This window comes from Roseibium suaedae (assembly GCF_900142725.1).
Taxonomy (GTDB): domain Bacteria; phylum Pseudomonadota; class Alphaproteobacteria; order Rhizobiales; family Stappiaceae; genus Roseibium; species Roseibium suaedae.
Window position 1 is genome coordinate 105,603 of sequence record NZ_FRBW01000003.1, and the last position, 26,040, is coordinate 131,642.

Genomic DNA, 26,040 nt, shown 5'->3' on the forward strand with positions numbered 1-26,040 from the left:
ATGCAGTCCAACGTAGAGATGTCTGGTGAACTCCCCCAGGAGGCCGCAAGCGAAACGGCCTATTTCCGGATCTTTGTCGCAGCGACGAACACTTCTGGAACTCTTGGTTATTTTGATCAAACCATTGAAAATGGACCATTTTCGAACAGTTTCACGCCATTGACCGGCGATGCCTATGTGCCTTCCACCTTGCGGGCCGGCACGACGATGAATGGCTATGTCGCTCTTCTGGCCGAGGACAATGCGACCGGCCATTTGAGCTTTATCCGGGAGGAAGCGGAAGGTACTGACCGGTTCGAGGTGCCGCTTGATCTCGGCCTTCCCTCTGCCGGGCCATGCAAGTCAACCGCAATGATCCGCGGTCTCGACGGCATGATCAATGTCTTCGCCGTCTGTGCCGATCAAACGATCTGGTGGAAGTATCAGAACACCTATTCGATCCGTGAAGAGACGATCACGACCACACCCCCTGGAACAGACACACCGATCGAGGTGAAAGTTCCGGTCCGTGTTCCGCCGGAGAAGGCCTGGTCGGACTGGCAGCAACTGCCTGGAGCTCTTGTCTCGATTTCAGCGATCCACAATGCGGACGGACGGATCTTTCTGGTTGGTCTCAATGCAGATCAAGTCCCGTATCTCAACATGCAGACCAGTGATCACCCGCAACTTCCGGAACATTGGGCCGGATGGGAGGACCTGTCTGGCGGCCTGACAGGCTTCGAGCAGATCACGGCGGGGATCTCCGGCAACGCACTGGTCCACATCTTTGCGAGGATCGGGTCGAAGGTCTATCAGCGTGTTCAAACCGAAGTTGATGGATCGGAATTCACTGGCTGGGTTCTGTTCGCCTCCTTCTCCGATACGGTGTCCACCCTGGCCCTTGGACCAGCCATGAACACCGGCCTCTACCTTGCTGCCCTGGTTGGCAATGCGGTCTATGGCAGCAATGAGATCATGGACGGCAGCGGCAACTGGTCTCAGCCAGCAATCATCGCCCATGTGGACGGTCCTAGCGTGCTGGGACTTTGGCCAAATGCAAACAGGCAACTCAGCCTCTTTGCGCTGAACCCGGCAAGCAGCACCCTCTCCTACGTGACGCAGCTCTTTGCAGACCGCTGGTCGGCCACGTGGTTGCCGGTTGGAGCAGGGCTGACCAGCTTTTCGCTGACCAGTGACGTAACGCCGAATACCTGATCTTTTGAAGGATCTGGCGCAGGGAACAGACAAAGGTCCGGCCGCATGAAGAACAACTCGCCCCTGTCGAAACGGGCGGCCCGGCATGAGGTGTCCTACAGGCCCCTCATGCCGGAGGACATGCCGTTCCTGCGGCGTCTCTACAGAAGCACGCGGGAGGCTGAGCTTGCCCGCGTGCCTTGGAGCGAGACTGAAAAACAGTCCTTCAGCGACATGCAATTCAATGCGCAACACGCGCATTACCAGGAGCATTATCCCGATGCCGTCTGGCTTGTGATCGAACAGTCTGGCAAAGCCATCGGCAGACTTTATCTTGAACGCTGGTCTTCAGAGCATCGGATCATCGACATTGCGCTCATGCCCGAAATGCGCGGTGCAGGCATTGGCCGGGCGGTTCTCGAAGATCTGATCGAAGAAGCCGCGGAGAACGGGAAAGCCGTTGGCATTCACGTTGAAAAGATGAACCCGGCCATGTCGCTTTATCGACGGCTCGGGTTTGAAACCGTCGAGGACAAGGGCGTCTACGATCTCCTGAAGTGGCAGCCGGCCTCCTAGCGGCCGGCTGGCCGCAAGGTCTCAGGTGAAAATCACTTCGTACTGAAATCCGGTTGTTTTCTCGGCGACGGGAACAACGAAGAAGTCATGCTGGCCGAGCCCCTCATGGGCAAAGCTGTAGATCCGTTGCGGCAGAAACGGATCCTGTGGTCCTTGCCAAAGAAGGGAGAAGGCTCCGCCTTCCCGCATGCCGGAGCCCATGGACTTGACCTCTACGAGTTTCAACTCAACAGCGTCCTGTCCGTCGGAGACAGAAAAGACTTCGCCTTCAACCGGCTTGAAGTCCTCGATGGTCAATTTCTCAAGCATACGCATCCATTCATCCTGTAAATTCATCAAATATCTTGCGGATTGAACTAAGGCCGAGCGCAAAACGCAGCCGGGTTTTCCTCCTGATGACCCGCAAGCTCGAAAATTTGTAGAGCACCGTTCTGACTGGTGCAATCGATCATTTCGGCAATTTCAGGATGTGTGAGCGTGCCACTCAAAAGGAAGTTTTTGGCAGGGGCATCGCAAAAATACCGGAACAGGTCTTGAAGCTATAGGGACTAGAGGTCCTACACAGGAGTTGATCAGGAAAGGATTGACCCATGACCAGCTCCCTGCAGAGCCGTTTCCGTGTTTCCGGAATGGATTGCGCCAGTTGCGCCGCCAAGATCGACACGGCCGTCCGCCGCCATGCCGGCGTTGAAGATGCAGCCGTCTCCGTCTCTGCGGCTACCCTGACTGTGACCCATTCCACCGAAACCGATCTCCAGGGACTTGGCCGGAAGATCAAGGGGCTTGGCTATGAACTGACACCCCTTCCCTCTGGCTCCGGCCCTTCCGCTTCTACCAAGGATGAGAAGCCGGGAGACCATGATTCCTGTGGCTGCGGCCACGACCATGAGCACCATGACCATGGAGATCATGACCATGGTGAAGAAGACGGGCACGGGCATCATCATGAACCGTTGGACGGGCCCTGGTGGAAGAGCAAGAAGGGAATGCAAACCCTTCTGACGGGGGGAGCTGTTCTCATCGCCTATGGCGCAACCTTGGCCATGCCATCCCTCGAACCCTATGCCTTCACGCTCGCCATGCTGTTTGGCCTTGTTCCGATCGCAAGGCGCGCGGTCATGGCAGCCCTTGCAGGCACACCGTTTTCCATCGAGATGCTCATGACCGTTGCGGCTCTCGGCGCTGTCATTCTTCAGGCAACGGAAGAGGCCGCGATGGTCGTGTTCCTGTTCCTGATCGGGGAGTTGCTGGAAGGAGTGGCCGCAAGAAAGGCCCGCGACGGCATCACCGCTCTCAGTGCCCTGGTGCCCAAAACCGCCTTTCTGGAAACAGACACCGGCATTTCGGAAGTTCCTGCAGACAGCCTGACGGTCGGCGCCAGCATTCTGGTCCGTCCGGGGGACCGGGTGCCGGCAGATGGCACGATCCTGTCGGGAAGTAGCTCCCTGAACGAAGCACCGGTGACGGGCGAGAGCGTGCCGGTTCACAAGCAGGCTGGCGATGCGGTTCTGGCAGGCACCATCAATGGCGATGGCGCCTTGACGGTCCAGGTGACGGCTGCGGCCCAGGACAACACGATTGCCCGTGTCGTGAAGCTGGTTGAAGAAGCTCAAGAGACAAAAGCGCCAACCGAGCGGTTCATCGACCGCTTCGCCCGCTACTACACCCCAGGTGTTGTGGTGGTGGCCGCGCTGGTGGCGGTCCTGCCGCCGCTTCTGGCCGGTGCGAGCTGGAACGAGTGGGTCTACAAGGGCCTCGCTATCCTGCTCATCGGCTGCCCTTGCGCTCTGGTGATCTCGACGCCGGCTGCAATTGCGGCCTCCCTGTCCGCTGGCGCAAGGCGTGGCCTTCTGATGAAGGGCGGCGCGGTGCTGGAACAGCTCGGCCGCCTCACAGCCATTGCTTTTGACAAGACCGGGACCCTTACCGAAGGCAAGCCGCAGGTAACCGGCATTCTTGCGTTTGACCTTCCTGAGGCAGAGGTTCTCAGGCTGGCGGCCGCCCTTGAGACCGGGTCCAATCATCCGCTGGCCGAGGCAATTCTGGCAAGAGCAAAGGCCGATGGTCTTTCCCTGCCGTCTGCCCAGAACAACGCAGCCCTTGGCGGCAAGGGCGTGCTCGGTCTCGTTGAGGGCAAGGAGATCTTCCTCGGCTCCGTCAAGGCAGCAGCAAACCTGGCAACGCTGACACCAGATCAGCTTCAGGAAATCGAAAGCCTTCATGACCAGGGACAGACCGTTTCCGTTCTCATTGCCGATGGCAAGATCGCCGGAGCCATCGCCATGCGCGATGAGCCGCGGGAGGACACGGTTCAGGGTCTCGAATTGCTTTCGTCTGCTGGTATCCGCACGATCATGCTGACGGGAGACAATGCGCGTACGGCCAAGGCAATCAGCGAAAAGCTCGGCATCGAAATGCAGGCGGATCTTCTGCCGGAAGACAAGCAGCGCATTGTGACCGAGCTGAAAAGGCAAGGCTTCGTGGTGGGCAAGGTGGGGGACGGCATCAATGATGCCCCTGCCCTTGCTGCCGCTGATATCGGCATTGCCATGGGCGGTGGAACTGATGTCGCGCTCGAAACCGCGGATGCTGCCGTGCTTCACGGCCGGGTCTCGGATGTGGCCGCCATGATTCGCCTGTCGCAAAGGACCATGCGCAACATTTTCCAGAACATCACCATCGCGCTGGGACTGAAGGCCGTCTTCCTGGTGACCACGATCGCAGGCATCACCGGGCTCTGGCCCGCCATTCTGGCTGATACGGGAGCAACGGTTCTGGTGACGCTCAATGCCTTGCGGCTGCTGCGTCCGGTGCGTTGATCAGGACTTCACGCCTGTCAGTCTCAACCGGGAAGCTGAGAGTTACGACCGTTCCTTCCCCTTGCACCGAGGCAATCCGGACATCCCCGCCGGATTGCCGCATGAACCCATAGACCATGGCCAGTCCCAGGCCGGCACCGCCGGTCTCGGACCGGGTGGTGAAATAGGGTTCAAACGCCTTGTCCGCGACGTCCGGCGACATGCCGACGCCCTTGTCTTTCACGCTGATCTCCAGAAAGCGGCCGGATAGGTTGCTGGAGAGGGTGATCGGACCGCCACCCGGCATGGCAGCGGACGCATTGAGGCAAAGGTTCAGGATCGATTGCTCGAACAGGGCCGGGTCGATCTGGGCTGCGGGAAGATTGGCATCGGTCTGAAGCCGGACCGAACAGTCTGGTCCGACAGCAATTTCCAGAACATCGGTCATGCCGCGCAGAAAGGCCGCCACATCCAGCGGCCTTGGATTGATCGGCTGCTGACTGCCAACGGAGAGCATGCTGCTTGCCAGCGCCCTGCCCCGGTCAGCGGCCTTGCGGATGCGTGCAATGTGCCGGCGCTGCTTGTCATCAAACCGGTCATCCCGCTCCAGAAGACCCAGGCTTCCGGTTATGATGCCGATCATGTTGCCCACTTCATGGCTCACCTGATGGGTCATGCGCATGAAACCATCCAGCCGTTGAGACTTGGCCGCTTCCGCTTCCTGCCGGTCGGCCTGGGTGATGTCGCGGGCAAGCAGGATCACGCCGCCATCGGGTTGGCGTGAGAGTGAAATCTCCGTCACTTTGCCGCTGGCATCCCTGTGGCGGACCGAAATCGCCCCCTCCAGATCGCCGGGGGCGCCTTCCCCAGGCAGGAGCGCCGGGTCAATCTCTGGAATGGTCTCGACGAACCGGTGCAGGGCCAGCTTGCGGGCAGACCCCTTGCGACCCATCAACTGGATCACGCGCCGGTTCATGGTGATCGGTTTTCCCGTCGGGTCGAACAGGGCGATGCCTTCATTCATGCTGCGGAACGTGGAACGGATCGTGCGGGCAGCAGCCTCGGCGGTGCGCCGCAGGCGCGTGACGCGCTCGACGCTTTCCCGGAAGGCGCGGAATGCTTCGCGCAGCTGTAACAGCTCGCTCTCATCGCCTTCATACTCGGGCGGTCCGACGTCCTTGCGGCCTTTTGCGAGCTCATTCATGCCCTTGGCCAGATCCACGATGCCGCGTGAAACGCGCATCACGGTACGGATGGACAAAATGGCCGCAATCATCACCAGCAGGGCTGCAAACGCGGTCACCGTGAGGAAACGGGTCAGGCTCTGGGACGCGGAATGAATGTTTGCATCGAGGGTCCTGGTGACGATTTCGGATTGGGTTTCTGTTGCTTCCGACAAGTCCCGCGCCACCTGGTTCAACCGGACGACGGAAGACCGGATGGCATACATTTCCAGGAGATACTGGGTCTGGGCATCGAACACCCGGTCATAGGGAACGAGGATATCTGCTGGCAGTGGCGGCGGTCCCGCGATCGGGTCAACGGTCGTGGTTTCCTGAACATATCTGCGGCGCAGTTCGCCAAGCTGGAACAAACTGTCCGCGGTAGAGACGAGCTGCACGATGGAGTTCAAGCGTCGTCTCAAGTCCTTGTTAGAAATGTCGCTGTTTACGGCGATTTCCCCCAGTGCAGTTGCTGCCTTTGCCTTGTGCTGCTGGGCGGCTTCTGCATTGGCCGCCAGCAGAAGCGTCTGTTCGCGGATCGCCTGCAGCAAGGAAATGATGCGCTCTTCCGCCTCACCATAGACGGCTCCGCCCGAGGGCTGGCGCTGAACCGCAGCCAGAAGCGTGTCCGCCTGTTCGACCAGCGTCCTGCTCTTTGCCGAGACCCGGTAAGGCGACGTGGCGTTGATCAGGAAGGGTGCGCTGGAAACGAGATCGGACACTTGCCGGGATACCAGCGATGCCTTGGCAAGGCTGGAATAGGCATCCAGCCTGTAGGCCGTCATCTCGTCCCGCGCCTTGGCGAGGCCATAGATGGCAATCGCGGAAAGACAAATCACCAGGACACAGATGAGCCCGATGGCAAAGGGCAGCCGGAAGGCAATGGAGGACAGGAAGGGACGGCTGATCACGGAACCTGAGGCCCGCCCCCGTCCAGGTGCAGGATATAGCCTTTGCCGCGGCGGGTGCGGATATGTCGGGGCAGATCAGGGTTGGGTTCGATCTTGCGCCGCAGCCGCAACACCAGCACATCCACGTTCCTGTCCACATGCCGGTCTGTTTCGGCGCCAAGCTGTTCGAGGATCTGCGCCCTGCTAACCGGCTTGTCCGGTGTCGACGCCAGGATCTCCAGAAGCGAAAACTCGGCAGAAGTCAGCGTCCGGCTCGGGTCACTGTTGCAGGTCGCCCGCCGGCCGGACAGATCCACGGACCAATCGCCCAGGATCAGATGACCATTTGACGGCACAATCGGCGGCTCGGGCAAGATCTGATCGGAGCGGATGGCCGGGTTGGTCCTGCGCAGAACGGCCTTGATGCGGGCGGTCAGTTCAATGGGTTCGAAAGGCTTGACCACATAGTCATCCGCAGCGGTTTCAAGCCCTAGCACCCGGTCGGCTGCACTTCCGGCGGCCGTCACCATGACGATGCCCACATCGCGCTCGCTGCGGAGCTTCTGGGCAAAGGTGCGTCCAGATGTGCCCGGCAGGTTGTGATCGACCAGAACCAGACTTACATCCTGCTGCGACAGGATGGTGGCGGCCTCTTCCGCCGACCCGGCACAAACCGGCTCCCACCCTTCTGCCTCTATTAGATCGCAGATGAGTTCCGACATGTCCGGATCGTCTTCCACGATCAGGATTCGAACCTTTTGACTCAGCACACTTCAATCCTCCCGCCGATATCATAGAAGCAGCGGCCGGTAAGTTCAAAGTCCTGATTTTACTTGGATTTGTAACAATTGTAACAATTGCAAGACGTGAAACTCTTTTAACCCCTACCTGCAACAACAGTAACCAATCTCTTGTTGCGCCTCGACCGCCGCCAACCCATGCTTGGGCACCTTCGGGAAGAGGACCCGAAGGCGGGAGGATCAAGGTGAAAGCAAAGCTTGCGGTCAGCGCAGTGCTTGCCCTTTGGGCATGCAGCGCGGTTCCATCACATGCCGAAGAACGGTTGACCGTTCTGTGCGGCGTTGATGAGGACTGGTGCGCGGCTATGGAAGCTGCCTTTGAGAGCCGTACCGGCCTCGACATCCTCATGAGCCGCAAGAGCACAGGCGAGATTCTCGATGAAATCCGCGCCCGCCGCGATGCACCCACAGTGGATGTCTGGTGGGGCGGAACAGGCGACACCCATCTTCAGGCAGCGGCCGAAGGGCTCCTCGAACCCTACACATCATCCGCAGAAGCAGATCTCCTGCCCTGGGCACGGAATTTCCACGAGATGTCACAGGGTCAGGCATCCGGCATCTACGCCGGAGCATTGGGCTTTGCCTATAATGTAACGGAGCTGGAAGCCAGGAAGCTGCCTGCTCCCACATGCTGGAACGACCTGACCTCCCCGGCCTACCGCGGCCTCGTGCAGATCGCCAATCCGGAAACTTCCGGCACCGCCTATACGGCGCTTGCCACACTCATCCAGTTGTTCGGTGAGGATGAGGCTTTCACCTACATCCGCGAACTCAGCGCAAATGTTTCAAGTTTCACCACCACTGGCTCCGCTCCCGTGAAGGCTGCGGCCCGCGGCGAGACCATGATCGGCATTTCCTTCATCCATGACGCGGTGACCCAGAAGAGCGCGGGCGCTCCGCTTGCCATCGTCGCTCCCTGTGAAGGCACCGGCTACGAGATTGGAGCGGTCAGCATTGTCCGGGGCACCCGGCTCGTGACGCTTGCGCAGACATTCGTGGATTTCACCTTGAGCGCTGAGGGCCAGGCCACGGGCGCGGCATCGGGACAGAACCAGGTGCCGTCGAACGCAAAGGCGCTTTTGCCGGCAGCTGCACCGGATATCTCTCTGATCCGGATGGTGGATTACGATTTCGCGACCTTCGGGTCACCTGACCAGAGGCGCAGGATACTGGACCGGTTTGAAAGAGAGGTTGCGCTCACGAACTGACCGGCCGGGCCTTACCGCTCACAGCACAGAACATGCCCAACGGGCTGCATTTCGCGGCGCCGGACGGAGGAGATTTGCCTCCGGTTCCGCTGAACAACCAAGGACACGCCGCATTCGGATGAACCGGATGACGGCGGCCTTCAAGAGGAGGAATACCATGTCGAAGAAGACACTTGCCATGCTGACCCTGGCGGCCGGAACCGCCCTTGGCACCAATGCGGCTCTTGCCGCTGGTGAACTGAACCTGATCTGTTCCGCGGACGTGGTGATCTGCGAACAGATGAAGGGTGACTTCGAGAAGTCCCATGACATCCAGGTCAACATGGTGCGCCTGTCTTCCGGCGAAACCTACGCAAAGGTGCGCGCCGAATCCCGCAACCCGAAGACCGACATCTGGTGGGCAGGCACCGGTGACCCGCATCTTCAGGCAGCCTCCGAAGGCCTGACCGAGGAATACAAGTCTGCAAAGCTGGACGAGTTGCATGACTGGGCAAAAAGCCAGGCAGAAAGCTCCGGCTACCGCACTGTCGGCGTTTACGCCGGTGCACTGGGCTGGGGCTACAACACTGACATCGCTGCAAAGAAGAACCTGTCCGAGCCGAAGTGCTGGGCGGATCTCCTGAAGCCCGAGCTCAAGGGTGAAATCCAGATTGCCAACCCGAACTCTTCGGGTACCGCCTACACCGCTCTGGCAACCCTGGTGCAGATCATGGGTGAAGACGAGGCCTTCGACTATCTGAAGAAACTGAACGACAACGTCTCGCAGTACACCAAGTCTGGCTCTGCTCCGGTCAAGGCCGCTGCCCGCGGTGAAACCGGTCTCGGCATCGTCTTCATGCATGATGCAGTGTCTCAGGTTGCCGAAGGATTCCCGGTGAAGGTTGAAGCTCCGTGCGAAGGCACCGGCTATGAAATCGGCTCCATGTCGATCATCAAGGGCGCCCGCAACATGGACAACGCCAAGATCTGGTACGACTGGGCCCTGCAGCCGGACGTCCAGTCCCGCATGAAGGATGCCAAATCCTTCCAGCTGCCGTCCAACAAGAGCGCAGAGATCCCGAAAGAAGCTCCGCGTTTCGAGAACATCAAGCTGATCGACTACGATTTCACCACCTATGGCAACCCGGACAAGCGCAAGGCTCTGCTTGAGCGCTGGGACCGTGAAATCGGTTCCATCGCCAACTGAGGCATGACTATCCACCTCGTCAGCATCAGGACCCTCCGGATGCTGACGGGCTGGCATCCTCCCGCGCCGCCCCGGCCTTGAGCCGGGGCCAATTCGCCTGCGTGCGCTCTCCATGCAGACTGTATTGCGGACCGGTCCCGGATCTCCGCTACGCTGCGTCCGGGACGGCGCGGGATGAAATGCCCCATTCGCCCCTCCGGCTTGTTCCGGACCGGGCCCCTTTTCCCGCAGACAGAACGGGCAGGTATGGCCATGCAGAATGGCAATCGACGACTGGATATACTCATTCTCCTGGGCGCCGCAGCGTTTCTGCTGGTTCCCTGGTACCGGATTGACCGTGGCTTTTTCGGCCTGAGCTGGGTTCCGGATTTTCCCTTCAGCAGCAATGTGGCCCCCGGTCTCCTGCAGATCGCATCCCATGACCGGCCCTGGATTGCCATTGCGCTGCTGCTGTTCCTGATCGGTGCATCTGCAAGGTTGATGACAAATGCATCAAGCCGTGGCCTGCTGATGGCCATTGCCGGTGGCGCAGGTGTCCTCTTCCTGGCCGCTCAAGGTCTGGCGATCAGTTTCTCCGGCTGGGCTTGGACGATCACGGAAACCGTTTTTGGTCCCTTGTCCCAGGGCCAGCCCTCCATGGGCGCTGGCGCGGTCACTCTGTCTGTTGTCTTCGTCCTCTTCTTTGCCTTCGGCCTTGCCGAACGGGGCGCCATGAAGGGCGACGCTTTCATCACGGGATCGATCTCCCTTCTGATCTTCCTGGTGACAGTGTTCGTGTTCTATCCGATCGGCAGCATGTTCGCCGGGTCGGTGCAGGATTTCGATGGCTCCTTCCGCCCGGATGGCCTGATCCGCAACATGCAGGATCCCGGTATCTGGAGCCTCGGCTGCATCACTGGCGATGGCCGCTGCGGTGTGGCCTGGCGCACGCTCTGGCTGGCAGTGATGACGGGCCTCGGCTCCACGATCATGGGCCTTGCCTTTGCCCTGGTTGCGACCCGTACGCAGTTTCCGTTCAAGAAGGGCCTGCGGCTCCTGACGGTTCTGCCGATCATCACTCCACCCTTCGTGATCGGTCTCGCGCTGACGCTTCTGTTCGGCCGCTCCGGCGTCATCACGGAAGCCCTGTCCGCACTCTTCGGCATTGAGCCTGGCCGCTGGCTCTATGGTCTGACCGGCATCTGGATCGCTCAGGTCCTGTCCTTCACCCCCATTTCCTTCCTCGTTCTCATCGGTGTCGTGGAAGGGGTCAGCCCCTCCCTGGAAGAAGCCTCCCAGACCCTGCGGGCCGGACGGTGGAAGACCTTCCTCAAGGTGTCCCTGCCCCTGATGAAACCGGGTCTCGCCAATGCCTTCCTGATCGGATTCATCGAAAGCATGGCCGACTTCGGCAACCCGCTGGTGCTCGGTGGCAGCCACGGGGTTCTGTCGACGGAAATCTTCTTTGCAGTCGTTGGCTCGCAGAACGATCCTTCCCGCGCTGCGGTTCTGGCGATGATCCTGCTAACCTTCACCCTCACCGCCTTCATGGCGCAGCGGTTTTGGCTCAAGGGCAAGAACTACGCGACCGTAACCGGCAAGGGCGACAGCGGTGCGCATATCGCCCTGCCTCGCGGCCTCAACTGGGGTGTTCACGGCATCGTCGTGCCCTGGATGATCTTCACCGTTATTGTCTACGGCATGATCATTTTCGGTGGGTTCGTGAAGACCTGGGGCCTCGATCATTCTCTCACGATCGAGCATTACGCCAAGGCCTTCTCAATCAGCTTTGCCGATGGCGCGATTGCCTGGACCGGCGTTGCCTGGAACTCCTTCTGGACCACTATGGAGATTGCGCTGATCTCCGCTCCGCTGACGGCTGCGGTCGGTTTGCTCACCGCCTATATCATCGTGCGCCAGAAGTTCGCGGGTCAGAATGCCTTTGAATTTGCCCTGATGATGAGCTTTGCCATTCCCGGCACGGTCATCGGCATCAGCTACATTCTGGCCTTCAACCTGCCGCCGCTGGAAATGACCGGTTCGGCCCTGATCCTGATCGCCTGCTTCGTGTTCCGCAATATGCCGGTTGGCGTGCGTGGCGGCATCGCGGCCATGAGCCAGCTCGACAAGAGCCTGGACGAGGCCTCGCTGACACTCCGGGCCAACAGTGCGCGGACCATGCGCAAGGTGATCCTGCCGTTGCTCCGTCCAGCCATCACCGCCGCTCTGGTCTATTCCTTCGTCCGGGCGATCACATCCATCAGCGCCGTCATCTTCCTGGTCAGCGCCGAGTACAACATGGCCACCTCCTACATTGTCGGTCTCGTCGAGAACGGCGAGTACGGTGTCGCCATCGCCTACTCCTCCATGCTGATCTTCGTGATGATCACCATCATTGCCGGGTTCCAGATGCTTGTCGGTGAACGCCGCCTGCGCCGGGAAAACCGCGTTGCGGGCACAGCCCCCAAGACCCAATCCAATTCCGGGACGCAAGGCCCGTCCGTTCAGGAGAAAACCGCATGACCACCTTCAAGCCAGGCTCCGTCGTCTTCGAGCATGTGCGCAAGGACTTCGGCAGTTTCACCGCCATTCCGGACCTGTCGCTCACCATCGAGCCGGGAACCCTCGTCACGCTGCTCGGCCCGTCGGGCTGCGGCAAGACCACGACCCTGCGCATGCTGGCAGGGCTCGAGCATCCGACTTCCGGCCGCATTCTGATCGGCGGCAAGGACGTCACCATGCTGCCGGCCCATTCCCGCGATGTTTCAATGGTCTTCCAGTCCTACGCGCTTTTCCCGCACATGAGTGCTCTGGAGAACGTCGCCTATGGACTGGAATCCTCCGGTCTCAAGGGCAAGGAAGCCAAGGAAAAGGCCGAGGAAGGCCTCGCCCAGGTCGGTCTTGCCGGCATGGGGCACCGGCTTCCGGCGGAGCTGTCCGGTGGCCAGCAGCAGCGCGTTGCCGTTGCCCGTGCGCTGGTTCTGGAACCGCAGGTTCTTCTGCTGGATGAGCCGCTTTCCAATCTCGACGCCCGCCTGCGCCGCCGGGTGCGGACGGAAATCCGCGAGCTGCAGCAGCGGCTTGGTTTCACCGCGGTCTATGTGACCCACGACCAGGATGAAGCGCTGGCGGTTTCCGACACGATCGTGGTGATGAAGGACGGCCATATTGCCCAGTCCGGCGCCCCGCGTGACCTTTACGAGGCTCCTGCCAGCAGCTTCATCGCCGACTTCATGGGCGAAGCCAATGTGGTGCCTTGCAGCGTGGTGTCGGTCGAGGGCGGAATGGCCCTGGTCCGGGTCGGAGATCTTGAGCACAAGGTACCAAGTTCAGGCGCCCGTCCCGGCTCTGCCCAGCTGGCCATCAGGCCGGGCGCTGTCGGCGTCAGCGAGCGCAACGGCTCGGGTCTGGCCGGCAAGGTGCTGACCTCCGCCTATCTCGGCGATCATGTGGAGTATGAGGTAGAGACCGCTGCGGGCACCTTGTTTGTGACGGACCACACTGTCACTACTCCCTTACCCTCGCAGACCGAGGTTTCGATCAACCTGCGCCCAAGGGGCATCGCGCTGATCGCGGCCTGATTTTCGTCCCATTGTCATACGGATCCGACAAGAACATGACCGAAGTTGCCCAATCCGGCGCAATCGCAGACCGCCTTGCCCTCGCCCGTTCGCTTGCCGACGAGGCCGGGGCCATGGCACTCGATTTCTTCAACCGGCGCGAGACGCTGGTGATCGAGACCAAGAAGAACCTTCAGGACGTGGTGTCCATTGCCGACCGCACCGTTGAAGAAATGCTCCGTGCGAAAGTCGCCGAAGCCTTCCCGGAAGACGGGTTCCTCGGCGAAGAATACGGCCAGACCGAGGGAACCTCTCCCTTCACCTGGATCGTTGATCCCATCGACGGCACGGCTCCCTTCGTCAATGGCATGCCGACATGGTGTGTCTCCATCGCTGTCGTGCGCGATGGCGAACCGGTGATCGGGGTGATCATCGTCCCTTGCCTGAATGAGCTCTATGTCGCCGCAGAAGGCTTCGGCGCCTCTCTCAACGGCAAGGTCTTGACCCTTGATCCGGCCCGCACCATGCAGAACGGCCTGACCGGTATCGGCAGCAACAGCCATGTCACACCTGAGAAGGTCGGCGCCATCGTGACGGCCTTGATGGCCAATGGCGGCAATCTGATCCGCAACGGATCGGGTGCGCTGATGCTGGCCTATGTGGCCGCCGGCAAGCTGGTTGGCTACTACGAGCCCTATATGCACGCCTGGGACTGCATGGCCGGCTATTGCCTGGTCAAGGAGGCCGGTGGCCACTACCTGCCTTTCCCGGCCGATCAGCAGGGCATCACCAAGGGCGCTCCCGTCATCGCCGCCGGCCCTGGTGCCCGCGACGACATCTGGAAGCTGGCAGACGTCTGAGCCGGATAAAAAGCCGGCGTCCGGGGTCATGTCCGGACGCCGGCTTTTTTTTTGAGAGCACTTGGGTTCAGTAAAACCCATGCAGAAACTCGTGCTCAGGAGTGTCTGCGAAGGCACACAGACGTTGGCCAGAACCGCTCTGCGAATGAGTAGGCCCCGGTCTCGCGTTGCTCGCCCGGGGTGACTGCTGTTCCCAGCCCGCAGACGTCACCCCGGCCGCAGGCGTAGCCGGAGAGCCGGGGCCCACTCATTGCCAGAGTGTCCAAAATTGTGGCTGCGAGTTTCGGCATAAGACCGTTTCAGCGACCTAAAACATGCCGTGCAGTCACCGCCGCTCCGGCATCCTTGCCCGTGTGGTCACCTGGCCCTTGATCCAGCTGATAAATTGCGCTGCTAGCGGATTGCGCGTACCGGACGGCGTGGCAATGAAATAGGCTTTGTCGGTCGCAGGTGGCACCTTTGCCACTTCCAGAAGCGCACCGGAGGCAATTTCCGTCTCGATCAGATAACGCGGGATGATGGCAGCGCCCAGACCCGCAATCGCGGCGGCGATCACCAGAGAGAACTGGTCGAAAGTGCTTCCCTTTCGCAAGGGCCGCAGTGTCCCGCCAAGGGATTGACCGAACTGGTCCCAAAGATAGGGACGCGACGAAATATGCAGGAGCGGCAGAGCCAGAAGATCTGCCGGAGCAACCGCTTCCCCATGTCCCGCGAGTGCCGGGGCGACGACCGCCACCAGTCCTTCCGGGCATAAAGGTGTGAGTTGGGCTCCCGGCCAATCCGCACTGCCGAAGTGAATGGCCGCATCAATCCCGCTTGCCGCAATGTCGAACGGTTCGCTGCGGCTATAAAGAACTAGCTCAACATCCGGTTCCAAGCCTTTGAAACTTTGCAGTCTTGGCACAAGCCAGCGGGCACCGAATGTGGGCAGAGTGGCAATACTCAGGGTCTGGCGCGTGTCTCCGGCTGCAATGGCGTGGGTGATCGTCCGGCGCAAACGATCCAGATCCCCGGAAAGACTGGCAGCCAGTGTCCGGCCTGCGTCGGTGAGCCTGACCCCACGCCCCTCCCGCCGGAACAGGGCCGCGTCCACATGCTCTTCCAGATCACGGACATGCCGGCTGATGGCACCCTGGGTCAGGGACAGATCTTCGGCAGCTGCGGTAAAACTCTCATGACGGGCTGCAGCCTCGAAACACCGCAGAACGGCAAGGCTCGGTAAATCGGTGGGCTTGAAAGCCTGTGACACGGGCTGAGTTCCATGATTATTACTCATGCAATTAATCCGTTTTCACGCATTTTCTTCAAGTTAAAAACAGCTACTCTCCTGGCAAATCACGCCTGCGCAGGTCCCTTGCCTGCTTGCGGCCGACCTCACGAGGAGTTTCAAGATGGACCATCAGGACGTACTCAAGGCCAATGGCTTTACTGCAAGCGAGCTTTCCGGCGGCACTCTTGCCGTTCGCTCTCCCATTGATGGCGCGGAAGTGGCCCGCATCGCCGAGACGCCGCTTGAGAGCATGGACGCCGTCATTGCCCGTTCACAGGCAGCCTTCAAGGACTGGCGCACAGTTCCGGCCCCGCGCCGCGGCGAACTGGTCCGCCTGCTTGGTGAAGAACTGCGCGCCGCCAAGGACGCTCTTGGCGCTCTGGTGACCCTGGAAGCTGGCAAGATCACATCCGAAGGCCTTGGCGAAGTTCAGGAAATGATCGACATCTGCGATTTCGCGGTTGGTCTTTCCCGTCAGCTCTACGGCCTCACCATCGCGTCCGAGCGCCCGGGTCACAAAATGTCCGAAACCTGGCATCCGATGGGGCCGTGCGGTGTCATTTCCGCCTTCAACTTCCCCGTGGCCGTCTGGTCCTGGAATGCGGCACTCGCCATTGTCTGCGGCAATCCGGTGATCTGGAAACCGTCCGAAAAGACCCCGCTGACGGCTCTTGCCTGCCAGAAGATCTTTGAAAAGGCCGTTGCCCGCTTTGGCGCGGATGCTCCTGAAGGCCTGTCCCAGGTCGTCATCGGTGGTGCGGAGATCGGCAATGCGCTGGTGGAAAGCAAGGACGTTCCGATCCTGTCGGCCACCGGTTCCACCCGGATGGGCCAGATCGTCGGCCCGAAGGTGGCTGCCCGATGGGGACGTCCGATCCTGGAGCTTGGCGGCAACAACGCCATGATCGTTGCCCCTTCGGCCGATCTTGAGATGGCCGTGCGCGCCATCGTCTTCTCAGCGGTCGGCACGGCCGGTCAACGCTGCACGACCCTGCGCCGCCTGATCGCCCACAAGTCGGTGAAGGCAGAGCTTGTGGCAAAGCTCGCCAAAGCCTACGGCACGCTGCCGGTCGGCGATCCGCGCAAGGCCGGCACTCTGGTCGGCCCGCTGGTTGATCAGGCTTCCCTCAAGGCCATGCAGACAGCCCTCTCCAATGCCAGGTCCGAGGGCGGTGTCGTCCATGGCGGTGAAATCGTCTCCGGAACGGTTCCGGGCGGCGCCTATGTGACGCCGGCTCTGGTCGAAATGCCCGGCCAGACCGCGACCGTGAAGACCGAGACCTTCGCGCCGATCCTCTATGTGATGGAATATGACACTCTGGAGGAAGCCATCACCCTTCAGAACGACGTGCCTCAGGGCCTTTCCTCCTGCATTTTCACCCTGAACATCCGGGAAGCGGAAACCTTCCTGTCGGCTTCCGGTTCTGATTGCGGCATCGCCAATGTGAACATCGGCCCGTCCGGTGCTGAAATCGGTGGGGCCTTCGGCGGGGAAAAGGAAACCGGTGGTGGACGTGAAAGCGGTTCGGATGCCTGGAAAGGCTATATGCGCCGCCAGACGTCTACGGTGAACTATTCCGCCTCCCTGCCGCTTGCCCAGGGCGTCAAGTTCGACATCTGAGGCACACGAACTGGCACTTCAGAAAACGGGCAGCTTCGGCTGCCCGTTTTGTTTTGAAACGAGCTGTTCGTGGCAAAGCCTAGGCTTTGCCTTCCTTCAAAGTGTCGGCAACCAGAGCATTTGCATGGCCGTGACCCAGCCCGTGCTCCTGCTTCAGCCAGGCAACGATCTCCATGTGTTTCAGACCGGCCTTTGACCGGATCAGATCCTTCCATTCGGCAATCGGCCGGCCGTATTTGGCCTCGATGGATGGAAAATAGGACGCCGGTCCCTTCACGCGCTCTGTCATGGTTGATCCCTCACCTCCCGCTTGCAGATCCTGCTTTTACTCTTCAAGGTCTCGCCCGAAGATTCAATCTACCCAGAGCAGAAACCGCGGGTGAAAGATCCGATCCACTAACCGCCGAAATAGACAAGCGGATCGACGCCCAGGAGCAACGGGTGCAGGAGCAGCATGAACACCATGCAGCCGGCGGCAAAGATCACCCGGATGAGGAACGCCGGAAATGGCGCAAACCCTTTCAGCCACGACTGGGCCTTCAGGTCCTGAAGCAAACGGTCCCACTCTGCGCCCATCGTCCGCTTCTTGCGCCTGTCGATCAGGCGCATGCCGAGAAGCGCGAAAAGACCCAGGCTGCCGAACAGGATCACGTGGGCCAGATCGCCATTCGAAATCAGGTGGCCGATTGCCCAGAGCGCGAGCGCTGCAAGCATCGGATGACGGATCCAGCGGACGATCCCCGGACGCGCCGGATCGAAAGCATCATTGCGCAACCCGCCAAACGAGAAAGGATTGGGCCGGGAAATCGCCAGACCGAAAAGCAGGAAGGCGATGCCCATCAGCAGAAAGGTTGTGTGAACCAGCGGAACCGTCGGCTCCCACAGGGAGATATAGGGCGCGTCGGCAGCTGCCTCGATCACCCAGGCCAGCAGGGCAAGAGACAGGAGCGAATAGACGATGGTGAAACCAGTCTTGCCGAGAATGGCCGTCAGCTTGCCGCGCACTGGAGGCAGGACGGGCAGTCTGTGAGCCCCCAGAAACACACCGAAGGCCAGGGCAAATTCACCCCAGGCAGCACCATCACTCATTCCCGAACTCCCTTCAGCTGCAAAGCGCCACGCGCTGTGCCGGATCACATGCCGTCCGATTCTCCGGTTGCATGTCTAACGTGTAAGGCAGCAGCGATCCACAGCCGAGGCCTTCCAAACAAGTCTCACCTTTCTCAAATCTCCGCCAGGAGACTGTTCGCGAAGTTGATGTGCATCAACAACCGGAGCAATTCGTCCCCTTAAGGTGCTGTCCAAACGTCCTTTTCTTTCCCGGAGATGTCGATGACAGCACCTGCCTTCCAGACGGCAGCGGACAAGGCCATCCCGCAGATACCAGCAGCTCTTGCCCTTGGCTTGCGTCTTGCCCCTTCGCTTCCTGCAGAGCATCTGCTTACCCACCTGGCCCGGCGCATATTGGCGAAGCACTCCGGGCTTTTGAGCCGGCTTGGTCCTTACCGGCACTGCCGCTTTGCGCTCAGCGCGAGTGACGTGCCCCTGTCCTTCTGCCTGGACCTGAGCCAGAATCCGTTGGCCATCACGGTCCATGCAAGTCCGCCGGAGGCTGATGCGAGAATCACGGGCAAGCTGGCAGCTCTCATCGGCCTGGTACATGGGGTTTGGGATGGGGACGCGCTGTTCTTCTCACGGGATCTGACGGTTGAGGGCGATACGTCGGCCGCGCTTGCCTTGCGCAATGCGATCGATGACGCGGAACTGGATCTTGGCGCGGAAGTCGCCGCCCTCACCGGCCCGCTCGCCGGTCCTACCGCCCGTCTCATCTCTCTTGCCGAAACCCTGACAGGGGTGCCTTTCACGCGCTCCGGAGCTGTTCGATGATGGAACTTGTCTGCCCTGCCGGCACACCGGCCTCCCTGCGTGCGGCCGTCGATGCCGGAGCCCATTCGATTTACTGCGGCTTTGCCGACGACACCAACGCCCGCAACTTCCCCGGCCTGAACTTCTCGCGGGAAGAACTGGCATCCGGGATTGCCTATGCAAAGTCCAAGGGCGCGAAGGTGCTGGTTGCCATCAACACCTTTCCGACGGCAGGCAACGAGGATCTGTGGCACCGGGCTGTTGCAGATGCGGAGAAGGCCGGGGCTCATGCGGTGATCCTTGCCGATCTGGGTCTCATCGCCCATGCCGCAGAAAGGCACCCGGGACTTCGCCGTCATCTCTCCGTTCAGGCCGCTGCTGCCAATCCGGACATCATCAACTTCTATGCCGAAACCTTCGACGTGAAGCGCGTGGTGCTGCCTCGGGTGCTGAGTGTTCAGGAGATCGCGGCGATCAACCGGGAAATCGACGTGGAAACGGAAGTCTTCGTTTTTGGCGGGCTCTGCGTCATGGCGGAGGGCCGTTGCTCGCTTTCCTCCTTCATCACCGGCCGGTCCCCCAACATGAATGGCGTCTGCTCTCCGGCCAGCCACGTGACTTATGCCGAGGAAGACCAGGAGCTGGCGGCAAAGCTCGGCGGATATACGATCCATCGGGCGGCCAAGGGAACGCCTGCGCCTTATCCGACCCTGTGCAAAGGATGTTTCAAGGTCGGCAGCCGCACCGGCTATGTTTTCGAAGATCCGGCGAGCCTTGATGCGTCAGAGCTGCTGCCGGCGCTTTCCACGGCCGGTGTCACGGCTCTGAAAATTGAAGGCCGCCAGCGCTCGCGGGCCTATGTCGCGCAGGTGGTGCGCAATTTCAGGGCGGCTGTCGAGGCGCTTGAACAGGGTCGCCCGGTGCCCGCCGGCATGCTGGCCCAGTTGACCGAGGGCCAGAGCGCCACTGCCGGTGCCTACAACAAGATCTGGAGATAAGCGGATGGACCTGACAATCGGCCCTGTACAAGGCTTCTGGGAGGCCGGCCACTGGAGCGACTTCTATGCGCGGCTCGCTGACACGCCCGGCGTGAAGAAGGTCGTGCTTGGGGAGCTGGTCTGTTCCAAGCGCCTGCCCTTCTATCAGACCCGCATACCGGAAGCTGTCGAACGGCTCCAGACTGCAGGCAAGGAGGTTGCGCTGACAAGCCTGGCTCTGGTCACCTTGAAGCGCGAGCGCAAAATGACCGCGGAGCTGGCAGAGACGGGCATCGAAGTCGAGGTCAATGACCTGACGGCCCTCCCTCACCTGCCGGAAACATCTCCTTTTTCCGTCGGCCCGCTGGTCAATGTCTACAATGAGGGCACGTTGTCCTTCCTCAAGCAGCGTGGAGCAAAAAGCTTCTGCCTGCCGCCGGAATTGCCGCTGGGCTCTCTGGCGCGCCTTGTTCAGGCTGCCGGTTCGACACCCGTGGAGGCTTGGGGCTGGGGCCGCCTGCCACTCGCCATCTCCGGCCGCTGCTATCATGCCCGCTATCATGACCGGCCCAAGGACCAGTGCCAGTTTGTCTGCGCCGATGATCCGGACGGACTGGCCGTCGACACACTGGATGATCAGAAATTCCTGGCCATCAATGGTGTGCAGACCCTGTCCGACCCTTGCGCTAATATGGCGCCAGACTATGAGGACCTGAAAACGGCCGGGATCCGCAGGCTTCGCCTGTCGCCCCAGCACACGGGCTTTTTCAACATCATTGCCCTGTTCCATGATCTGGTCAGCGGACGCATCGATGCAGAAGAGCTGAGTGCCCGCGCCCTGCCGCTCGCGCCCGGCGGCGCCTTCTGTAACGGCTTCCTGAGCGGAGCAAATGGCATCGCCTGGTCCGGACAAGCCCGGACCCCATAAGAACCTGCGGCCAAACCCGGACGGCCGAAATTGCGGCAGACAAGTAGGCGGCGGCGAGGATCCAGACTTGGTTCCTTGCGCCGCCTCACATATAAGGGCGCCATCGCCTGCTGCGGCAGTGCGCCTTCTCACTCTGCTTTTGCCGGTCTGCTGTCATGATCCCACGCCTTCAATCGAAGCTCGCGTCCACTCTTCCGCCCGCAGGCTTTTTTGAAAGGCTGATCGAGGCCGGGTTCAAGGGCGAGATCGAAACCGGCGCGGCCATGCGCACGGTCTTTGCAACAGACAATTCCATCTATCAGGTGCCCCCTGCAGGTGTGCTCTTCCCCAAGGGCATTGAAGACCTGAAGACCATCGGGCGCGTGTTGAGTGAACCGGCCTATGCCCATGTGGTGGTGGCGCCGCGTGGCGGCGGGACAGGCACCAATGGTCAGTCCCTGACCAGCGGCGTTGTCATCGACTGCTCGCGCCACATGAACCGCATTCTCGAGATCGATCCGGTTCGGCGCATTGCCCGCGTGGAATCGGGTGTGGTGAAGGACCAGCTCAACCGGGCCCTTGCTCCGCATGGACTGTTCTTTGCCCCGGAACTCTCCACGTCCAACCGTGCCACCATCGGCGGCATGATCTCGACAGATGCCTGCGGCCAGGGCTCTTGCCTCTATGGCAAGACCAGCAATCACATCCTGGGACTAAAGGTGGTCCTGACGGACGGTTCAGAGCTGAGTTCCAAGGCAATGAGTGCCGAAGAGCTGGAGGAAGCTGTTCTTCTGCCTGGCCGCGCCGGGGATATCTATCGGACCGTGGAGACGATCGCCCGCGAGAAGAAGTCGGAGATCGAGACGATCTTCCCGAGCCTCAACCGCTACATGACCGGGTTTGATCTGGCTCATGTCCTGCGGGAAGACGGGAGCTTTGATCTCAACGCGATCCTTTGCGGCTCGGAAGGCACGCTGGCGATGATCGCCGAGGCGGAACTCAACCTGCTGCCAATCCCGGCCCGCTCTGCCCTGGTCAACATTCGCTACAGCGACTTCAACACGGCGCTGGAAGATGCCCGATCCCTGACGGCGATGAACGTCGCCTCCGTCGAAACCGTCGACGAGAAGGTGCTCGGCCTTGCCAAGGGCGACATCGTCTGGGGCGGCATTTCCCGCTACTTCCCCGAGGATGCGGCCAATCCGGCCAATGGCATCAACATCGTCGAGGTCCTCGCTGAGACCGATGAAGAGATTTCCGCCAAGCTGGATGTCCTGACCTCCGCGCTCGACGGCTCAGCTTCCATGCAGCACAAGGGCTATACGATCACCCGCGAGGCAAAGGACGTCGAGGCGATCTGGACCATGCGAAAGCGTGCGGTCGGTCTGCTGGGCAATGTCGATGGCCCTGTCCGTCCGGTTCCCTTTGTCGAGGATACGGCGGTTCCGCCGGAAAACCTTGCGGCCTATATCCGCGAATTCCGCGCCCTTCTGGATGGTGAAGGCCTTGCCTATGGCATGTTCGGCCATGTGGATGCAGGCGTTCTCCATGTGCGCCCAGCCCTGGATCTGACCCGCGACGACCATCAACCCATGGTCCGGCGCATTTCAGATGCGGTGGTGGCGCTCACACGCAAATATGGCGGCGTCCTGTGGGGGGAACACGGCAAGGGCGTGCGTTCGGAATACGTGCCGGAATTCTTCGGGCCGCTTTACCCTTGCCTTCAGGACATCAAGCGCGCCTTCGATCCTGAAAACCGGCTGAATCCGGGCAAGATTGCTGCTCCTGAAGGGGCGTCCCTGCTGAAGATCGACGAAGTGCCGCTGCGGGGAACAAGCGACAAGATCCTCGGCCTGGAGATCCGAAACGGCTTTGACAATGCCGCATACTGCAACGGCAACGGCGCCTGTTTCGACTTCGACGAGACGAGCCCCATGTGCCCGTCCTACAAGGCGACACGGGACCGGCGCTATTCGCCCAAGGGCCGTGCCTCGCTCATGCGCGAATGGCTGAGCCTTCTGGCAGAACAGGGTGTCGATCCGCGCAAGGAAGCGGCAGACATCCGCAGCAGATTCTCCGTCCTGTCCCTGCCCGTCCGGGCCTGGAACTCGCTCAACCCGTCCAACCGGGATGACTTCTCCCACGAAGTGCGCGATGCGATGGACACGTGCCTTGCCTGCAAGGCCTGTGCGGGCCAGTGCCCGGTGAAGGTCAGCGTTCCGGCCTTCCGCGCCAAGTTTCTCGAGGTCTATTACGGCCGCTATCTGCGCCCCATGAAGGACCCGCTCGTCGCTGCCATCGAGTCCATGCTGCCGCTGATGGTGCATCTGAAGCCGGTCTATAATTTTGGCGTGCGCAGTCTACTGGGCAAGGCCGCCCTGAAGGTTGCGGGGCTTACGGCCCTGCCCGTCCTGCCGCAAATTACCCTTCGCCGGCAAGCCGCGAAGGTGGGGGTCCGCATCGCAACCGAAGCGCTCATGGGCTCCCTGTCACGGGAAGAACGGCAAAAGGCCGTCGTCTTTGTCGCCGACGCCTTCACCGAGTATTTCGATCCCTCCGTGGCTGCAGCCGCCGTGGAGCTGGCCAAAAAGCTTGGCTTCACGCCCTATCTGGCCGCACCGCATCAGAACGGCAAGCCGCTCCATGTCCACGGCTATCTCGGCGCCTTCGAGAAGGAGGCCGAAAAGACCCGGATCTATCTGGACCGGCTCGGAGACCTCGGGATCACCCTGGTTGGCCTGGATCCTTCCATGACCCTGGCCTTCCGCAGCGAATATGCCGCCCAGCCCAGAACAACACTCAAGTCCAGGGTGCTCCTGCCCCAGGAATGGCTGGCAGGGCATCTCGACCGCCTCAGCACCACGCCTCTTGCAGATGGCAAGAGCTACAAGCTCATGACCCACTGCACGGAGCGCACCAACGCGGCCTCTGCCATGAAGGAATGGCAGAGCATCTTTGCCGCTCAAGGCATCACGCTTGCGATCGCCGGCACCGGATGTTGCGGCATGGCCGGAACCTATGGCCACGAGGCGAAGAACCGGGAGACGTCCAAGCAGCTCTATGCCATGAGCTGGGCACCCGTCGTGGCAAAGGCTGGCGCAGATGAAATCATCATGGCCACAGGCTATTCCTGCCGGTCACAGGTGAAGGAAATCGACCACAAGTCCCTCCCGCACCCTCTGCAGGTTCTGAACGGCCTGACCTTGGCACAGAGCGTTTGAAGCGACTGGAACTTTGAGACTCCGGTCTCGGCAGAAATAAAAAAAGCCCGCGATTTCGCGGGCTCAGACTGCTGACAAAGCTTCTACCTCTCCACCGTCATCCTCGGCCTTGAGCCGAGGACCTACACAGGTCAATGGCTTGCAGATGGTCGGGTCAAGCCCGACCATGACGAACGGGGAAAGAGCACCTTTTGTCAGCAATAAAAAGCCCGCGATTTCGCGGGCTTTTTCATGACCTCAAACCAGAGCGGGGATCACTCCCACTCGATGGTTCCCGGCGGCTTGGAGGTGATGTCGTAGGTGCAGCGGTTGATGCCCTTGACCTCGTTGATGATCCGCGTGGCGGTTTCGCCCAGGAATTCATGGCTGAACGGATAGTAATCCGCAGTCATGCCGTCGACAGAAGTCACGGCGCGCAGCGCACAGGCGTAGTCGTAGGTGCGACCATCGCCCATGACACCGACAGTGCGCACGGGAAGGATCGCGACAAAGGCCTGCCAGATCTCGTCGTAGAGACCGTGCTTGCGGATCTGGTCGATATAGACCGCATCTGCCTTGCGCAGGATATCCAGCTTCTCGCGGGTGATCTCGCCTGGGCAGCGGATGGCAAGGCCGGGTCCCGGGAACGGGTGACGGCCAATGAAGCTTGCCGGAAGACCGAGCTCGTGGCCAAGGGCCCGCACTTCGTCCTTGAAGAGTTCACGCAGCGGCTCGACCAGCTTGAGGCCCATCTTTTCCGGCAGGCCGCCAACATTGTGGTGCGACTTGATGGTGACCGAAGGACCGCCCGAGAAGGACACGCTTTCGATCACGTCCGGATAAAGGGTGCCCTGAGCCAGGAACCGGGCGCCATCGATCTGGTCGGCGTATTTCTGGAACACGTCGATGAACAGCTTGCCGATGATCTTGCGTTTGGTTTCAGGGTCGGAAACCCCTTCCAGCTCACCGAGAAACAGATCCTGTTCCTGGGCATGGATCACGCGCAGGTTCATGTGGTCGCGGAACATGCCGACGACTTCTTCCGCCTCGTTGAGACGCAGCAGACCGTGGTCAACGAAGACGCAGGTCAGGTTCTCGCCGATGGCTTCATGAATCAGGGCCGCAGCAACGGAGGAATCCACACCGCCGGAAAGCGCACAGATGACCTTGTCATCGCCCACCTGACGGCGGATCGCCTCGACCATTTCCTCCCGGTAGGCGGACATGGTCCAGTCACCGGAGAACCCTGCCATCTTGACGAAGTTCTCGTAGAGGGTCTTGCCGTTCGGCGTGTGGTGCACTTCCGGGTGGAACTGCACGGCAAAGAACCGGCGCTCTGCATCTGCCGTGATGGCAAAGGGTGCGCCCGGAGACGTTGCATAGACCTTGAAGCCCGGCGCGATCTCGGAAACGTGGTCGCCATGAGACATCCACACCTGTTCGCGGCCGCTGCCATCCAGGAACCAGCCGGACAGAAGGTCCAGACGCTCGCCACCGGGGGTGACATAGGCGCGACCGAATTCAGCGGTGTGTGACTGGCCGGCTTCCACCTTGCCGCCCAGATCCTGCATCATGACCTGCTGGCCGTAGCAGATACCAAGGATCGGAACGCCCAAGGAATAAACCGACTGGGGCGGACGCGGAGATCCTTCGCGCACGACCGAATCCGGGCCGCCGGAGAAGATCACGGCCTTGGGCGCGAACTCTGCCAGAAAAGCGTCCGTGACGTTCTGGTAGGGATGGATTTCACAGTAGACGTTCAGTTCGCGCAGGCGCCGGGCGATCAGCTGCGTAACCTGAGAACCGAAGTCGATGATAAGGAGGCGGTCATGCTGTGTCATGGGCCAAGCTTCTAGCCTCTTCCGGTCTCAAAATGAAGGTCAAAATGATGTTGTGGGCGGCAGTTTTTTAAGGGGCGCGTTTTGGGCCTCTCTGTGCCAGCATGT

20 protein-coding genes are annotated in these 26,040 nt (G+C 60.8%); 13 read left to right on the forward strand and 7 right to left on the reverse strand.

Going from position 1 to position 26,040, the window contains the following annotated elements; genetic code table 11:
- Both BUA94_RS14145 and BUA94_RS14150 read left to right on the forward strand, forming a co-directional pair.
- Complete coding sequence (locus BUA94_RS14145) at positions 1 to 1,194, forward strand: DUF8189 domain-containing protein (protein WP_073013984.1); 1,194 nt, start codon at positions 1 to 3, stop codon at positions 1,192 to 1,194.
- 45 nt (positions 1,195 to 1,239) lie between these two features.
- Positions 1,240 to 1,749, forward strand: coding sequence for a GNAT family N-acetyltransferase (locus BUA94_RS14150; protein ID WP_073013985.1), 510 nt, complete (start codon positions 1,240 to 1,242; stop codon positions 1,747 to 1,749).
- 21 nt (positions 1,750 to 1,770) lie between these two features.
- Here the strand turns inward: BUA94_RS14150 and BUA94_RS14155 are convergent, their stop codons facing one another.
- Positions 1,771 to 2,064, reverse strand: a complete 294-nt coding sequence (locus tag BUA94_RS14155) for a DUF6916 family protein (protein ID WP_073013986.1) — start codon at positions 2,062 to 2,064, stop codon at positions 1,771 to 1,773.
- 275 nt (positions 2,065 to 2,339) lie between these two features.
- Between BUA94_RS14155 and BUA94_RS14160 the strand changes: the two genes are divergently transcribed.
- A complete protein-coding gene (locus BUA94_RS14160; RefSeq protein WP_073013987.1) occupies positions 2,340 to 4,568 on the forward strand; it encodes a heavy metal translocating P-type ATPase in 2,229 nt (742 codons plus the stop codon).
- Here the strand turns inward: BUA94_RS14160 and BUA94_RS14165 are convergent.
- Both BUA94_RS14165 and BUA94_RS14170 read right to left on the reverse strand, forming a co-directional pair.
- Positions 4,534 to 6,681 (reverse strand): sensor histidine kinase, encoded by a 2,148-nt coding sequence (locus tag BUA94_RS14165; protein WP_073013988.1) that lies wholly within the window; start codon positions 6,679 to 6,681, stop codon positions 4,534 to 4,536. The genes BUA94_RS14160 and BUA94_RS14165 overlap by 35 nt on opposite strands.
- Positions 6,678 to 7,430 carry a response regulator transcription factor gene (locus tag BUA94_RS14170; protein WP_073013989.1) on the reverse strand — a complete coding sequence of 251 codons (753 nt, stop codon included), beginning with the start codon at positions 7,428 to 7,430 and terminating at the stop codon, positions 6,678 to 6,680. Before BUA94_RS14170 ends, BUA94_RS14165 begins: the two co-directional genes overlap by 4 nt.
- A 215-nt stretch (positions 7,431 to 7,645) precedes the next feature.
- On the opposite strand from BUA94_RS14170, the gene BUA94_RS14175 reads away from it, so the two are divergent.
- From BUA94_RS14175 to BUA94_RS14195, 5 genes are all read left to right on the forward strand, one after another.
- Entirely contained in the window at positions 7,646 to 8,668 is a 1,023-nt protein-coding gene (locus BUA94_RS14175) for an ABC transporter substrate-binding protein (RefSeq protein ID WP_073013990.1), read from the forward strand.
- Positions 8,669 to 8,825: 157 nt separating this feature from the next.
- Complete coding sequence (locus tag BUA94_RS14180) at positions 8,826 to 9,854, forward strand: ABC transporter substrate-binding protein (protein ID WP_073013991.1); 1,029 nt, start codon at positions 8,826 to 8,828, stop codon at positions 9,852 to 9,854.
- Between the two features lie 252 nt (positions 9,855 to 10,106).
- A complete protein-coding gene (locus BUA94_RS14185) occupies positions 10,107 to 12,356 on the forward strand; it encodes an ABC transporter permease (RefSeq protein WP_073014378.1) in 2,250 nt (749 codons plus the stop codon).
- A complete protein-coding gene (locus tag BUA94_RS14190; protein ID WP_073013992.1) occupies positions 12,353 to 13,414 on the forward strand; it encodes an ABC transporter ATP-binding protein in 1,062 nt (353 codons plus the stop codon). Before BUA94_RS14185 ends, BUA94_RS14190 begins: the two co-directional genes overlap by 4 nt.
- Before the next feature lie 35 nt (positions 13,415 to 13,449).
- A complete protein-coding gene (locus BUA94_RS14195) occupies positions 13,450 to 14,253 on the forward strand; it encodes an inositol monophosphatase family protein (RefSeq protein ID WP_073013993.1) in 804 nt (267 codons plus the stop codon).
- 325 nt (positions 14,254 to 14,578) lie between these two features.
- On the opposite strand, the gene BUA94_RS14200 is transcribed toward BUA94_RS14195, so the two are convergent.
- Complete coding sequence (locus BUA94_RS14200; RefSeq protein ID WP_073013994.1) at positions 14,579 to 15,529, reverse strand: LysR substrate-binding domain-containing protein; 951 nt, start codon at positions 15,527 to 15,529, stop codon at positions 14,579 to 14,581.
- Between the two features lie 115 nt (positions 15,530 to 15,644).
- Between BUA94_RS14200 and amaB the strand changes: the two genes are divergently transcribed.
- Positions 15,645 to 17,144 (forward strand): L-piperidine-6-carboxylate dehydrogenase, encoded by a 1,500-nt coding sequence (amaB, locus tag BUA94_RS14205; RefSeq protein ID WP_073013995.1) that lies wholly within the window; start codon positions 15,645 to 15,647, stop codon positions 17,142 to 17,144.
- Between the two features lie 79 nt (positions 17,145 to 17,223).
- Here the strand turns inward: amaB and BUA94_RS14210 are convergent, their stop codons facing one another.
- On the reverse strand, positions 17,224 to 17,433 hold the full coding sequence (locus tag BUA94_RS14210; protein WP_073013996.1) for a DUF4287 domain-containing protein: 210 nt from the start codon (positions 17,431 to 17,433) through the stop codon (positions 17,224 to 17,226).
- 107 nt (positions 17,434 to 17,540) lie between these two features.
- Positions 17,541 to 18,233 (reverse strand): NnrU family protein, encoded by a 693-nt coding sequence (locus BUA94_RS14215; RefSeq protein ID WP_073013997.1) that lies wholly within the window; start codon positions 18,231 to 18,233, stop codon positions 17,541 to 17,543.
- A 243-nt stretch (positions 18,234 to 18,476) separates the two neighbouring features.
- On the opposite strand from BUA94_RS14215, the gene ubiT reads away from it, so the two are divergent.
- The 4 genes from ubiT to ydiJ all read left to right on the forward strand — a co-directional run bounded on the left by ubiT (position 18,477) and on the right by ydiJ (position 24,115).
- On the forward strand, positions 18,477 to 19,031 hold the full coding sequence (ubiT, locus tag BUA94_RS14220; protein ID WP_073014379.1) for a ubiquinone anaerobic biosynthesis accessory factor UbiT: 555 nt from the start codon (positions 18,477 to 18,479) through the stop codon (positions 19,029 to 19,031).
- Positions 19,031 to 20,008 (forward strand): ubiquinone anaerobic biosynthesis protein UbiU, encoded by a 978-nt coding sequence (gene ubiU, locus BUA94_RS14225; protein WP_073014380.1) that lies wholly within the window; start codon positions 19,031 to 19,033, stop codon positions 20,006 to 20,008. Before ubiT ends, ubiU begins: the two co-directional genes overlap by 1 nt.
- 4 nt (positions 20,009 to 20,012) lie before the next feature.
- The gene (ubiV, locus tag BUA94_RS14230) at positions 20,013 to 20,915 is read left to right on the forward strand and encodes a ubiquinone anaerobic biosynthesis protein UbiV (protein ID WP_073013998.1); all 903 of its coding nucleotides are present in this window, start codon (positions 20,013 to 20,015) and stop codon (positions 20,913 to 20,915) included.
- Positions 20,916 to 21,070: 155 nt separating this feature from the next.
- A complete protein-coding gene (gene ydiJ / locus BUA94_RS14235) occupies positions 21,071 to 24,115 on the forward strand; it encodes a D-2-hydroxyglutarate dehydrogenase YdiJ (RefSeq protein ID WP_073013999.1) in 3,045 nt (1,014 codons plus the stop codon).
- Positions 24,116 to 24,369: 254 nt separating this feature from the next.
- Here ydiJ and guaA read toward each other — a convergent pair whose 3' ends face one another.
- Entirely contained in the window at positions 24,370 to 25,935 is a 1,566-nt protein-coding gene (gene guaA / locus BUA94_RS14240) for a glutamine-hydrolyzing GMP synthase (protein WP_073014000.1), read from the reverse strand.
- Positions 25,936 to 26,040 lie beyond the last annotated feature (105 nt).

What these genes read in the sequence shown, in the direction of transcription:
- BUA94_RS14210 (WP_073013996.1), bottom strand. Translation starts at nt 17,433, where the DNA reads ATGACAGAGCGCGTGAAGGGACCGGCGTCCTATTTTCCATCCATCGAG.
- ubiU (WP_073014380.1), top strand. Translation starts at nt 19,031, where the DNA reads ATGGAACTTGTCTGCCCTGCCGGCACACCGGCCTCCCTGCGTGCGGCC.
- BUA94_RS14190 (WP_073013992.1), top strand. Translation starts at nt 12,353, where the DNA reads ATGACCACCTTCAAGCCAGGCTCCGTCGTCTTCGAGCATGTGCGCAAG.
- BUA94_RS14200 (WP_073013994.1), bottom strand. Translation starts at nt 15,529, where the DNA reads ATGAGTAATAATCATGGAACTCAGCCCGTGTCACAGGCTTTCAAGCCC.
- ubiT (WP_073014379.1), top strand. Translation starts at nt 18,477, where the DNA reads ATGACAGCACCTGCCTTCCAGACGGCAGCGGACAAGGCCATCCCGCAG.
- BUA94_RS14160 (WP_073013987.1), top strand. Translation starts at nt 2,340, where the DNA reads ATGACCAGCTCCCTGCAGAGCCGTTTCCGTGTTTCCGGAATGGATTGC.
- BUA94_RS14215 (WP_073013997.1), bottom strand. Translation starts at nt 18,233, where the DNA reads ATGAGTGATGGTGCTGCCTGGGGTGAATTTGCCCTGGCCTTCGGTGTG.
- BUA94_RS14195 (WP_073013993.1), top strand. Translation starts at nt 13,450, where the DNA reads ATGACCGAAGTTGCCCAATCCGGCGCAATCGCAGACCGCCTTGCCCTC.
- amaB (WP_073013995.1), top strand. Translation starts at nt 15,645, where the DNA reads ATGGACCATCAGGACGTACTCAAGGCCAATGGCTTTACTGCAAGCGAG.
- BUA94_RS14155 (WP_073013986.1), bottom strand. Translation starts at nt 2,064, where the DNA reads ATGCGTATGCTTGAGAAATTGACCATCGAGGACTTCAAGCCGGTTGAA.
- BUA94_RS14145 (WP_073013984.1), top strand. Translation starts at nt 1, where the DNA reads ATGCAGTCCAACGTAGAGATGTCTGGTGAACTCCCCCAGGAGGCCGCA.
- BUA94_RS14180 (WP_073013991.1), top strand. Translation starts at nt 8,826, where the DNA reads ATGTCGAAGAAGACACTTGCCATGCTGACCCTGGCGGCCGGAACCGCC.
- BUA94_RS14185 (WP_073014378.1), top strand. Translation starts at nt 10,107, where the DNA reads ATGCAGAATGGCAATCGACGACTGGATATACTCATTCTCCTGGGCGCC.
- guaA (WP_073014000.1), bottom strand. Translation starts at nt 25,935, where the DNA reads ATGACACAGCATGACCGCCTCCTTATCATCGACTTCGGTTCTCAGGTT.
- ubiV (WP_073013998.1), top strand. Translation starts at nt 20,013, where the DNA reads ATGGACCTGACAATCGGCCCTGTACAAGGCTTCTGGGAGGCCGGCCAC.
- ydiJ (WP_073013999.1), top strand. Translation starts at nt 21,071, where the DNA reads ATGATCCCACGCCTTCAATCGAAGCTCGCGTCCACTCTTCCGCCCGCA.
- BUA94_RS14150 (WP_073013985.1), top strand. Translation starts at nt 1,240, where the DNA reads ATGAAGAACAACTCGCCCCTGTCGAAACGGGCGGCCCGGCATGAGGTG.